11 protein-coding genes are annotated in these 12,468 nt (G+C 64.3%); 6 read left to right on the plus strand and 5 right to left on the minus strand.

All coding sequences use genetic code 11. The annotated features are described in order from the left end of the window. Positions 1-946: 946 nt before the first annotated feature. The 4 genes from UP09_RS04800 to UP09_RS04815 form a co-directional block, all read right to left on the minus strand. Entirely contained in the window at positions 947-2,377 is a 1,431-nt protein-coding gene (locus UP09_RS04800; protein WP_349643905.1) for an amidase family protein, read from the minus strand. Positions 2,378-2,424: 47 nt separating this feature from the next. Continuing rightward, positions 2,425-3,219: a FadR/GntR family transcriptional regulator gene (locus UP09_RS04805; protein ID WP_044536918.1), complete on the minus strand. Its 795-nt coding sequence runs from the start codon at positions 3,217-3,219 to the stop codon at positions 2,425-2,427. A gap of 320 nt (positions 3,220-3,539) precedes the next feature. Then, positions 3,540-4,661 (minus strand): amino acid ABC transporter permease, encoded by a 1,122-nt coding sequence (locus UP09_RS04810; RefSeq protein ID WP_044537090.1) that lies wholly within the window; start codon positions 4,659-4,661, stop codon positions 3,540-3,542. 1 nt (position 4,662) lies between these two features. Further along, positions 4,663-5,850, minus strand: coding sequence for an amino acid ABC transporter permease (locus UP09_RS04815; protein WP_044536919.1), 1,188 nt, complete (start codon positions 5,848-5,850; stop codon positions 4,663-4,665). A gap of 139 nt (positions 5,851-5,989) precedes the next feature. Here UP09_RS04815 and UP09_RS04820 point away from each other — a divergent pair, with 139 nt between their 5' ends. From UP09_RS04820 to UP09_RS04835, 4 genes are all read left to right on the plus strand, one after another. After that, positions 5,990-6,865: a MurR/RpiR family transcriptional regulator gene (locus UP09_RS04820; protein ID WP_044536920.1), complete on the plus strand. Its 876-nt coding sequence runs from the start codon at positions 5,990-5,992 to the stop codon at positions 6,863-6,865. A 5-nt stretch (positions 6,866-6,870) separates the two neighbouring features. Next, on the plus strand, positions 6,871-8,220 hold the full coding sequence (locus UP09_RS04825) for an aspartate aminotransferase family protein (RefSeq protein ID WP_044537091.1): 1,350 nt from the start codon (positions 6,871-6,873) through the stop codon (positions 8,218-8,220). 13 nt (positions 8,221-8,233) lie between these two features. Then, on the plus strand, positions 8,234-9,244 hold the full coding sequence (locus tag UP09_RS04830; protein WP_044536921.1) for an amino acid ABC transporter substrate-binding protein: 1,011 nt from the start codon (positions 8,234-8,236) through the stop codon (positions 9,242-9,244). Between the two features lie 166 nt (positions 9,245-9,410). Continuing rightward, positions 9,411-10,049, plus strand: coding sequence for an aspartate/glutamate racemase family protein (locus UP09_RS04835; protein WP_044536922.1), 639 nt, complete (start codon positions 9,411-9,413; stop codon positions 10,047-10,049). Positions 10,050-10,071: 22 nt separating this feature from the next. On the opposite strand, the gene UP09_RS04840 is transcribed toward UP09_RS04835, so the two are convergent. Beyond that, a complete protein-coding gene (locus tag UP09_RS04840; protein ID WP_156164453.1) occupies positions 10,072-11,109 on the minus strand; it encodes a hypothetical protein in 1,038 nt (345 codons plus the stop codon). 52 nt (positions 11,110-11,161) lie between these two features. Here UP09_RS04840 and UP09_RS37420 point away from each other — a divergent pair, with 52 nt between their 5' ends. Beyond that, entirely contained in the window at positions 11,162-11,554 is a 393-nt protein-coding gene (locus tag UP09_RS37420) for a hypothetical protein (protein ID WP_156164454.1), read from the plus strand. Continuing rightward, entirely contained in the window at positions 11,551-12,456 is a 906-nt protein-coding gene (locus tag UP09_RS04845; protein WP_052832958.1) for a trypsin-like serine peptidase, read from the plus strand. Before UP09_RS37420 ends, UP09_RS04845 begins: the two co-directional genes overlap by 4 nt. Positions 12,457-12,468 lie beyond the last annotated feature (12 nt).

The following is a 12,468-nucleotide window of genomic DNA, read 5'->3' on the forward strand; positions in this document are numbered from 1 at the left end:
CGCTCTCCAACGACATCTGCGCGAGCCTCCCAGACGTAAGCGCCGCTATCAGGCCATGATCAAACTATCTTAGCGCCTATGGGCGAAAGCCGGGACCCATACTCCGCAGCGGATATTGTGAATGGGATTCGCCGTTCCGACGTAGCGCAACAATTGACCTCGGTGGTTATGGGTCCCGGCCTTCGCCGGGACGACAGTGAATTTGTTGCACGGCCTGTGAGTCGCACGTTCGCGTTCTCGCGACATGATTTGTCCGAGCTTTTCATTTCGTTTCGCCCTCTCGAAACAGAGGGCGCAGGGAAAGCCGGGTGCACGCTGCACCCGCGGTCCCGTGTGCAATAGTAGTAAGCAACGCACACGAGCATACAGGTTCAGCGGAGGCACTCCGGCTTTCCCTGCGCGATGGGTTACGGCTTATACGTGCTCTCCCCGGCGAAGACCGGGCTTGTTTGTCACCGTCATCCGCGAGATGCGTAAGCGCCTTGCGAACTTTTGCCTGCCACTGGGGCGTCGGGACCACACGATTTCACCGTCCGCCTTACGCGTGCCCGTCAGTCACACGCCCGGCGTCCACCGCATCCCACCGCGCGTTCGTGACGTGCGCTCGCCCCTCAATCGGGTGGGACGGGGAAATTCATACACCTGAGTTGCCCTTCTGATAAAGCGAAATATTTTTGCGCGGAGGACTTGCCATGTCGGGCAACTCAGTGATTAGGGCGCGGCCTCCGTCCCTTCGTCATTCCGAGGCTCGCCGACAAATCCGCGCGAACGCAGCCACACCCATGCCGTCGTCCCTGCGAAAGCAGGGACCCATACTCCGCGGCGGAGTTTGGTTGGCACGACTCGTCATACCAACATGGCACAACAATCAAGGTCGGTGGTTATGGGTCCCTGCTTTCGCAGGGACGACACCGAATTTGATGCACGGTCTGTCACATCCGCCTTCTCAGCCCCGCGCCCACAATTGCCTTGTCAAAACGCCCACCTTGCCCTCGATCGCTTCGGCGGCATCGAGGCACATGTCCTCGCGATAGCGCGAGCCGACGATCTGGACGCCGACCGGCAACCCGTCATGCAATCCGACCGGCACCACGGCCGCGGGCAGCCCCAGCACGTTGATCGACGAAATGAAGCGGAGGTCATTCCAGAACAAGTCCTTGACGCGTTGATCGCCGCCGAGATCCGCATTGACCTCGGGCGTCCGCCGGACCGTGGTCGGCATCAGCACCAGCGGATACTGCTCGAGGAACATCATCCAGTTCCTGATGTGGCGCGACCGTTCGGCGATCGCCTTCATGTAGCCGGCCTGGTCGAGCGGGTTTGCGAGCGCCATGAAGCCGTGGAACGTCTTCTGGAAGTCGGCACTGCTCGTCGCCAGCATCTGGTCCTGTTGCAGGATCCGGGTTTCGGTCATGATCAGGTCGCACCAGAGTTGCCAGACCTTGTTGAGATCGGGGACCTCGACCTCACTGACCGCATAGCCGGCATCCGCCAGATAGTCGGCCGCCTTGCGCTGGAGTGCGATCACCCCGCGATCGGTCTCCATGTCGCCGGGGATCTTTGCGAGCGCGACCTTGATCGGCGCTGCGGGCTTCGGTCCCTGCAGCGGCGCTGGCACAAACCAGGGATCGCGCGGGTCGCGCTGCGCCATCACCTCGAGGCCGAGGCGGACGTCTGCGACATGGCGCGCCAACGGCCCTTGCGACGACATGAACTGCGCCATCAGCGGCCGCTCCGCGGTCGCGCTTGGATTGAACGCCGGGATGCGGCCCTGGGTCGGCTTGATGGTGGCGATGCCGTTGCAGTGGGCCGGCCAGCGCAACGAGCCGCCGATGTCATTGCCATGCGCGATGGTGCCGATGCCGGCGGCGATCGACGCGCCGGCGCCGCCCGAGGAGCCGCCGCACGTCACGTCCGCATTCCAGGGATTGCGCGTCAACCCGTGCAGCGGGTTGTCGGTGAAGCCCCGCAGCGAGAATTCCGGCGTGTTGGTCAGGCCGATGATGATGGCTCCGGCCTTTTTGAGATTGGCCGTCACAGGCGCGTCGCCGGGCGCGATATTGTCCTTTAACGCCACCACCCCGTTCGAGTTGGCCTGGCCCTCGACGTCGATATTGATCTTGATCGTAACAGGCACGCCATGCAGCGCGCCGACGGCGCTACCCTCGCGCTTGCTCCTGGCCAGCGTCTCGTCCGCGGCCTTCGCCGCTCTCAATGCGGCGTCGCCGAGGTCGACGACAACGGCGTTGAGCGCGGGATTGGCCTCGCGCTTGCGGTCGAGGTGGGCGCGGACAACTTGCTCTGAGGTCGCCTCGCCACTCCTGATCGCCGCTGATGTCTCAACGGCGGACCACTGCCAGATCGGTGCTTTCGTCACGTGCCTTCCTCCACTTGTTGTTGCTCTACTTGTGCTTGATGGTTCGTTCAGTCGAGCCGCAATGGCTCGCTGAAGACCGGCTGATCGATGCCCCGGTCGGTCGCAGGAACGACGACCGCTTCGGCGCTGAGCACATGGTCGAGCATCACGCGCCGGGCGCGCGCCGCGTTGCCCGAGCGGAACGCGCTCATCAGACGCTTGTGGAAGTCGATGTTCTCGCAAGTGAAGCTCGCCGCGAATTCCTGCACGCCGGACCTGCCGATCAGATGACGGATGGCCTCATTGACGAACCGGCACACCAGCCCGAGCAGCGGATTGGGGCAGGCCTCGATCAGAACGTCATGGAAATCGATCTCGGCATGGCGATGATGCTCCCAGTCGGCATCGCCGCCGGGGTGGTGCTTCTGCACGGCAATCGCCTTGTCGAGCGCGGCGAAATGCGCTGGCGTGAGATGGCCGACCACGCTGAAGGCGAGCTCCGGCTCGATCAGCCGGCGGATCTGGTAGATCTGCGCGGCGCTGACGGACTGGAAATAGAAGTAGTTGCTGAGCAGGCCGACGATCCGGTTGATCGATACCGGCGCCACGCGCGCGCCGCCTCCCGGGCCGGTGGTGTTCTGCACCAGCCCCTGGACCTCCAGCGATTTCAACGCCTCGCGGATGGTCGAGCGGCTGCAGCCGAACATCTCGATCAGCTCGGGCTCCTGCGGCAGCCGATCGTCGGGCTTCAATCCCGCCTGGAAGATATGGCTGCGGATCAGATCGGCGACGGCGTCCGACCGCTTGCGCTTGATCGAGGCATGCCGCGAGGGGTCGATGTCCCTAAAATCCGGTTTATCCATTTTATGATCATAAATAGATTTTGGCCGGGTTTGCAAGCTGCTTCGATCGGCTCCCTCAACTCGTCATGGCTGGGCAAAGCCGTCTGAAGGACGGCGTCGCTTCCGCTCGCCTATGTCCCGGCCATCCACTTCTTTCTACGCGGTAACCGAAGACGTGGATGCCCGGCAGCCGGCTGCGCCAAGGCTTCGCCGAGCCGTGATGCCAGCCTCGCCGAAGCTTCAGCGAAGGCGGGCACAAGGCCGGGCATGACGAGTTTGTGGAGCGATCGACGCACATTGGCGAGACTGCAGCGCGTAGCCGCAGTCCGATTTCGCTATCCTCAGCCTTGCGCGCGCTGCGCCTCGAGGCTGCGGCTGTAGCGCGACATCGCAAAGCAGAACACGAAGTAGATCACGCCGACGAAGACGTAGACCTCGACGCTGAAGGACTGCCAGGCCGGATCGACGATCGCGGTCTTCGCGGTCGTCAGCAAGTCGAAGATGCCGATGATCAGGACCAGGCTGGTGTCCTTGAAGAAGGCGATGAAGGTGTTGACCAGCGGCGGGATGACGTGGCGAATCGCCTGCGGCAGCACGATCAGCGCGTTCTTCTGCCAGTAGGACAGCCCGATCGCGTCAGCAGCCTCATATTGCCCGCGCGGCACCGCCTGCAGGCCGCCGCGCACCACTTCGGCAAGGTAGGCGCCGGCATAGAGGATGAAGGCGATCTGCGCCCGCAGCAATTTGTCGATGTTGACGCCGTCGGGCATGAACAGCGGAAACATCACGCTTGCCATGAACAGCAGGCTGATCAACGGCACGCCGCGGATCAGCTCGACATAGAGCACGCAGAGCGAGCGGATCGCCGGCAGTTTTGAGCGGCGGCCGAGCGCGACCAGGATTCCGAGTGGAAAGCCGAAGGCGAGCCCGAAAGTGGCGAGGATCAGCGTCACCGGCAGGCCGCCCCAGCGGTCCTGCGTGACGAAGGACATTCCGAGAATGCCGCCCCACATCAGGAGGCCGATTGCGACCAGCGCCGCGGCCCAGAACAGGATCAGCTCCTTGCGCCAGAAGCCGCGGCGGCTCGATACGGCGAACAGCGCGATGAAGATCGCAACCGCAAGCGCCGGCCGCCACTGCTCGTCGAACGGATAGGTGCCGAACAGGATGAAGCGGTATTTCTCGGGGATCACCGCCCAGCAGGCTCCCAATCCGTGCGCCGCGCGGCACGCGCTGGTATCGCTGCCGGAGACGGTCCAGACCGCGTTGGCGACACCCCACTGCCAGAGGCTGATGCAGGCCTTGCCGAGCACGGCCAACATCAGCAGCGTCGCGATGCTCGAGGGGATCGAGGGGAACAGATTGGCGCGCACCCATGCGATGATCTGGCCGCTGAGCGTCCGCGGCGCGCGCGACCGGCCGATCGGCAGTGGATCTTGCGGGACGTGCGCGACCGAGCTCATCTCAGCGCTCCACCAGCGCGATCCGCGCATTATACCAGTTCATGAAGAAGCTGATGCCGAGGCTGATGGTGAGGAACACCATCATGATCAGCGCGATCGACTCGATCGCCTGCCCGGTCTGGTTCAGCGTGGTGTTGGCAATCGAGACGATGTCCTGATAGCCGACGGCGACCGCGAGCGAGGAATTCTTGGTCAGGTTCAAATACTGGCTCGTCATCGGCGGGATGATGACGCGCAGCGCCTGCGGCAACACGATGTGTTGCAGCACGAAGCCGCGTTTCAGGCCGAGCGCCTTGGCGGCATCTGATTGCCCGCGCGGCACCGCCTGGATGCCGCTGCGCACGATCTCGGCGATGAAGGCCGAGGTGTAGGTGACGAGCGCGATCAGCAGCGCAAAATATTCCGGCGCCAATGTCGAGCCGCCGACAAAATTGAAGCCGCGCAGCTCGGGAAATTCGATGCCCCAGCTCGCGCCCGCGAGATACGACACCAGCACGGGCAGCACGCCCACAAGGCCGAGCGCATAGGGCCAGGCCGGCCGCACCTTGCCGTCCAGCATTTGCTGGCCGATCAGGCGACGCCTGATCAGATAGAGGACGAGCAGCCCGGCAACGAGTGCGAGGATCGTCCACCAATTGGCCTCGTGCAGCGGGACGGATGGGATGATGAGACCGCGGTTCGACAGGAACACGCCCTCGACCGGCTGCCATGCCTGCCGCGCCGCCGGCAGCCCCTGCATCAGCACGTACCAGAACAACAATTGCAGCAGGATCGGCAGGCCGCGCAGCACCTCGACATAGACGGCCGCGAGCCGCGACAGCAGCCAGTTCGACGACAGCCGCGCGATCCCGACCAGCGTGCCGATCACGGTCGCGAGCACAATGCCGATCACGGCGACACGCATCGTGTTGACGAGGCCGACGAGGAAGGCGCGCAGATAGGTGTTCTTGGGGCTGTAGTCGATCCAGCTGTCGGCGATCGGCATCCCGGCTTCACGGCCGAGGAAGGCGAAGCCGGTCGAGATGCGGCGCACCGAAAGATTATGGACGGCGTTCGACCACAGCCAGGCGACGATTGCGATCGCGATGCCGACCACCACAATCTGCCAGAACAGACCGGCGATACGCGGATCATCAAGCGACAAGCGCCAGGGCCGCGTGGGAGGAGGTTTCGGCGTCGATGTCGTCACAGCACAAGGATCCCCGAGAAACGATCGCAAGAGCATTTTCGAGCGAAGTGGATACCGGTTCGCGTGAAGAAAACGCGTCAAAATTGAACTGCGCACTTCATATGTTGCACCAAATCTGGATTCATGCAACATATGTTTCATGGCCCAGGTTCAGCCGAAACCATCGCCCCTCAACGAATTGTGCAGCGCGCTGCCGTCGCTGCCTATGCGGTTGCAGGAGGTCGGTCGTTTTGTCGCAGCCAATGATTACGACGCCACCACGCGCTCGATGCGCGACCTCGCCTCCGTCGCCGGCGCCGATCCCGCGTCCTTCACCCGTCTTGCCAAGGCGCTCGGCTATTCCGGCTGGGATGAATTGCGTGCCGCGCTGACAGAGGCGCGCCGGCCCGCGCAGGTCTCGCCGTTCTCCGGCCGCGCCAAAAGCCGCCGCGCCGGCCCGAACGCCGATGTCACGCTGGTCAACGAAAAGCTGGAGGCCGAAGCTGCCGGCCTTGCGCGCATCTCGTCGAGCGCGATTGCCGAGGCCGCACGTGCATTGCACAGCGCAAACCGCATCTGGATATCAGGCTTTCGCAGCTGCCGCAGCGTCGCGGAACTGCTGACGTACCAGCTCCGCCTGTTCCGTCCTGACGCGGTGCAACTGGTCGGCGGCTCCGGGCCGTTCGATCTCGACCACGGCGCGTTCCGCGCCGATGACGCCGTGGTCGTGCTCGGCTTCGCGCCCTACACAACGGTCAGCGTCGAGACGGCGCGCGCGGCGCATCAGGCCGGCGCCACGCTGATCGCGATTTCAGATACGATCAGCGCGCCGATGGCCGAGGGGGCCGACCACCTGCTGTTGTTCGAGGCCGCCGCCTCGCCCGGCTTCTTCCCGAGCCTGACCGGCGCGATCGCGATCGCGCAGTCGCTGGCTGCCGTCACCTTCACGCTGGGCGGCGCGGCCGCAAAACGCAAGCTGGAACAGACCGAGGGCCGTTTGGCCGAGATGTCGCAATATTTTGTCGAGAAAGGATGACTGTCATGGCCGCCCCCAAGAGCCGCGTGATGCATCGAAGCCTGCGCGAAACCCCGCCAAAGGCCATCGGCGGCGACGGTGTCTGGCTGATCGCCGAGGACGGCCGCCGCATCCTGGATTCTTCCGGCGGTGCCGCGGTGTCCTGCCTCGGCCACCAGCATCCGCGCGTGTTAGCTGCGATCGCAAAGCAGGCCTCGACCCTCGCCTATGCCCACACCGGTTTCTTCTCGTCGGCGCCGGCGGAAGAACTCGCCGAGCGGCTGGTCGGCCATGAGCCGGGCGGACTGGCGTATGCGTATTTCGTCAGCGGCGGCTCGGAGGCGATCGAGGCTTCGATCAAGCTGGCGCGGCAATATTTCATCGAGCGCGGCGAACCGAGGCGCGCGCGCTTCATCGCACGCCGCCAGAGCTATCACGGCAACACGCTGGGCGCGCTGTCGGCCGGCGGCAACGCCTGGCGCCGCGAGCCCTATGCGCCGCTGCTGTCGCCGGCGTTCAGCCATGTCACCCCGGCGTTCGCCTATCACGAGAAGCTTGACGACGAGTCGGAAGCCGGTTTCGTGGCGCGGCTCGCGGCGGACCTTGAAGCCGAATTCCAGCGCCTCGGCCCCGACACCGTCGCAGCCTTCATCGCCGAGCCGGTGGTCGGCGCCACCGCCGGCGCGGTGACGGCGCCGGAGGGTTACTTCAAGGCGGTGCGCGAGATCTGCAATCGCCATGGCGCGCTCTTGATCCTCGACGAAGTCATGTGCGGCATGGGCCGCACCGGCACGTTGCATGCGTGGGAACAGGAAGGCATCGCGCCCGACATCCAGGCGATCGCCAAGGGCCTCGGCGGCGGCTATCAGCCGATCGGCGCAATGCTCGCCAGCGGCACCATCGTCGACACCGTACGCAGCGGCTCCGGCGCGTTCCAGCACGGCCATACCTATCTGGCGCATCCCTTGGCCTGCGCCGCCGCGCTCGAGGTGCAAAAGATCATCAGCGACGAGAAGCTGCTCGACCAGGTCAAGGCGCGCGGCAGGCAACTCGAGCAGCGGCTCGTCGAGCGCTTCGGCAATCACCGCCATGTCGGCGACATCAGGGGCCGCGGTCTGTTCTGGGGCATCGAGCTCGTCGCCGACCGAGCCACGCGGCAGCCGTTCGACCCCAAACTGAAATTGCATGCGCGGATCAAGTCGTCCGCCTTTGCCGGCGGGCTCGCCTGCTACCCGTCCGGCGGCACCGCCGATGGCCAGAGCGGCGACCATGTGCTGCTCGCCCCGCCCTATATCGCCACGTCAGGCGATATCGACATGATCGTCGAACGGCTCGGCGCTGCCGTCGACAGTGCGTTGAAAGATATTGGTCAGTAGGAGGAGGAGTACCATGTACAGGGGCATTATCACTGCAACTTTGCTCGTCGCCGGCGTATCAAGCGCCACCGCGGCGACGCTCGACACCGTCAAGCAGCGCGGCACCTTGGTGTGCGGCGTCAGCGCCGGTTTTGCCGGTTTTTCGGCGCCGGACTCGCAAGGCAATTACAAGGGGCTCGACGTCGACTATTGCCGCGCGCTGGCGGCCGGCGTGCTCGGCGACGCCAGCAAGGTGCGCTACGTCGCGCTCACCGCGCAGAACCGCTTCACGGCGCTGCAGTCGGGCGAGATCGACGTGCTCTATCGCAACTCGACGCAGACCTATCTGCGCGGCACCACGCTCGGCCTGCGCCAGGGCCCGGTCAATTTCTACGACGGCCAGGGTTTTGTGGTGAAGAAGGACACCGGCGTGAAGGACCTCAAGGGCCTCAACGGCGCCACCGTCTGCGTCGCGCAGGGCACCACGCATGAGGTGACGCTCGGCGATTACGGCCGCGCCAACGGCATCGACTGGAAGCCTTTGGTGTTCGACCGCGTCGACACCATGTACCAGACCTTCTTCGGCGGCCGTTGCGATGCCATGACCCAGGACGCCTCCGCGCTCGCCGGCGCGGTTGCGACCGCAGCGCCGAAGGCCGACGACTATGTCGTGCTGCCGCAGACCATCAGCAAGGAGCCGCTCGGCCCATTCACCCGCAACGGCGACGAGGTGTGGAGCGACATCATCACCTCGCTGCATTACGGCCTGGTCGAGGCCGAAGAGCTCGGCGTCACCCAAGCCAATGCCGACGAGATGACGAAGTCGCAAACGCCAGCGATCCAGCGCCTGCTCGGCGCATCGGGCGACCTCGGCTCGCGGCTCGGCCTCGACAACAAATGGCTGGTTGGGGCGATCAAGGCCGGCGGCAATTACGGCGAAATATTCGAGCGCAATGTCGGCAAGGCAAGCCCGCTGAAGCTCGAGCGCGGCCTCAACGGCACCTGGAGCAAGGGCGGCCTGATGTACGCGATTCCGTTCAAGTAAGAAGTCACCTCGCCCCGCTTGCGGGGAGAGGTCGGATTGCATCGCAAGATGCAATCCGGGTGAGGGGGAGTCTCCGCATAACCACTCTCACCGATTCCTCGGATAGAGCCCCTCACCCCAACCCTCTCCCCGTGAAGAACGGGAAGAGGGACAAGAAGCACCGACCATGCGCATCACCCTGATCCACGCTCTGAAGCACTCGATCGTTCCGATCGAGGCGTCGTTCGCAAGATTGTGGCCGCAGGCGCGGCTGATGAACCTGCTCGACGACAGTCTGTCGGCCGATCTCGCACAGGACGGCAAGCTCACCGCGCGCATGACCGAGCGTTTTCTCACCATGGGCCGCTATGCGGCCTCGACCGGCGCCGACGGCATCCTGTTCACCTGCTCCGCGTTCGGTCCCTGCATCGAAGCGGTGGCGCGCGAGCACGCGCCGATGCCGGTGCTGAAGCCGAACGAGGCGATGATCGAACAGGCGGTCGCCAAGGGGAAGAAGATCGGCCTGCTCTCGACCTTCCCGCCGACGCTGGTCTCGACGCCGCCGGAGTTTCCGTCGTCGGTCCAGCTGGTACCAAAACTCGCCGAGGATGCGCTAGCCGCGCTCGACCGCGGCGACCGGGCCGAGCACGATCACCTCGTGGTCGAGGCCTCCAAGGACCTGCGCGACTGCGATCTGATCGCACTCGCGCAGTACAGCATGGCTCCCGCGGCGGAACGCGTCGCCGAGGTCACGGGAAAGCCGGTGCTGACGACGCCCGACAGCGCCGTCATGAAATTGAAGGCGCTGCTTGGCGTAACGGGCTGATCAGACCGCGCCGAGCAGTGGCTCACGCCACGCGTGCCGGGAACATTGCCTTCAGCTTGTCGTGATACAGCTGCGCGAATTGCTGGAAGCCTGCCTTGGCGGGATGCAGCTCGTTGGCCCACGACGCGGTTTGCGGCACCAGCACACCCTGCGTCGGCATCACGATCGCCTTGGGTCCGCTCAACGACACCAGCATCTTTTCGAATTGCTCGAGCATCACGCGAACGACGGCCTGGCCTGCAGCGATCGTCGGGAATTTTCGAAGATCGAAGGTCGGCTTGAGCCAAGGTCCGAAGCTGCAGACACCACGACCGTCGGGGATTGCGAAATCATAGCCGTGAAAGACCAGAACCGTATCCGGACTGAGCTGATTGCGCAGCGTGATCAGATCCTCGTAGCCGGCGCGCACCAACACCAGCGCTGCATCAAAGCGCGGCTGGTTGATCTGGCCCGCCGGGGGCAGCGCCGGATTCCAGTCCTTCACCCAAAGCGCCATCGGATTGTCGACAATGTCGTTGCCGCCACCGGAGAACAGCAGCACATCCCAGGGGTCGCCCGAAGGGCTGCCATTGCTGAGATGCTCGATCATGACCTTTCGCTCTTCAACGCCGAGCATGTAGCGAACCTCGTCACCGGCCTTTGCCAGGTTCAGGATCGGCACCCCCAGGAGGTTCTCCAGCCGGGGAACGATGCCACCGCCAAACAGCGGGACCGGATAGTCGAACCAGGAGTCGCCTTCGGCGAAGATTCGCAGGGGTTCAAACGACTCACCGCTTTCCGCGGCGGTCTCGCGGCCGCCGGCTCCGCGCTTTCCCGGCGGGAGCGCTCCGCGCGCCTTCATGATATCCATCACCGCCTTGTAGTCATCGATGCGGCGTGCGCGTTCCTCGCGCTGCTCCTCCCGCAACTTCTCGCGCTGCTCGCCGACCTCACGGATCGACGGCGCCTCCGCCGGCACCCCGGCGGTTTCGCGGGCCGCCGATATCGCCCGCTTCGGCCGCGAAACGCCGGCAAGTTCCCGCGCCTGCTCGAGAGTAACCGGCCCCGCGGCCTCAGCCATCTCGCGGCCGCCCGCCCCGCCTCTGGCAGCACGCTTCTTCGTGACCCGGGTCTTGGACGATGCCTTCGATGGAGCCTTCGATGGAGCCCTGGACGGCGCTTTGCGCGACGACTTGCCGGTCTTCTTTCGTTTTGCCACCGTCTTCTCCCAATCTTTTGATCTAAAACTAGTTGTTCAGCCAAACCGCGGCGCAGAGGCGAACGCCAGCCTCGGACAAAAAATAGCGGAAATTCAAATACTACCTCAGGATGCAGATGGCAGGCTGGCTGTCAATAGCGGCCGTGGCGCCAAGAGCGCGCAAGCGAGTTTTATTGCATTTCCCTGCAGTACAACTAAAGTGCGAGTATTGACCGCGTGGCGCTGGCCGCTTTTTTCAAGGCCGGGCGAGGTGCGGAGGAACACTATGAACAATGTGAACATTATGAAAAAGGCATTTCAGACATGAACAAGGCATTGCAGTGGTCCTCGGCGTCCGCCGAGCAGGCCAGCGAGAACAGCCCTGCCTTCGAGGTCCTGGAAACCGCGAGCAGCGCCGGCAGCGATCCAGCCGATCCGGTCCAGACGGACGCCGATCTGCTGGTGTTCGGAAAACGCGAGAAGCCCATCAAGCCCAAGGGTGTCCGCGTCGGATTTGAGACGATCATCGGCGAGGATGACCGCGTCAAGATCACCGAAACAAAGGCCCGGCCCTGGCGGATGATCGCGGGGCTCAAGCTCATTTCGCGCGCGCCGCTGACGTCCACGTTCATCGGCACCGGATGGTTCATCGGCCCGCGGACGCTTCTGACCGCGGGGCATTGCGTCCATAGCTCTTCCGACTTCAACGGATGGATCGGCTCGATCGAGGTTTCGCCCGGCCGAAACGGCGGAACCTTTCCTTACAGCACCGTCACGGCGACAAAGTTCTTCGCTTTGCAGCAGTGGATTACGTCGGCAGACCCGGACTATGACATCGGCTGCATCCAGATCAGCAAACCGCTCGGAGACACCGTCGGCTATTTCAAGATCGCCTCGCTGTCGGATGCCGACCTGCAAAACGCGCTGGTCAACATCTCCGGCTACCCGGCCGATCTCGACAACGGGCGCAGCCAGTATTTCCACGCCAATCGAGTGCTGCGCTCGTCGGCGCGCCGCATCTATTACGACGTCGACACCTATGGCGGACAGAGCGGTTCGCCGGTGTGGGTCCAGGACTCCGCGACAGCCGAGCCGCAGGCCGTTGCAGTCCACGCCTATGGCACCGGCGGAACTGCACCAAGCCTCGGAATCACCGCGAATTCGGGTCCGCGCCTCTCTGCCGAGATCGTTGCGACAGTGAGAGAGTGGCTCGCCGCAGCTTCAGCCTGAGGCGCGTCATGG

It is taken from the genome of Bradyrhizobium sp. LTSP885 (genome assembly GCF_000938305.1).
GTDB lineage: Bacteria > Pseudomonadota > Alphaproteobacteria > Rhizobiales > Xanthobacteraceae > Bradyrhizobium.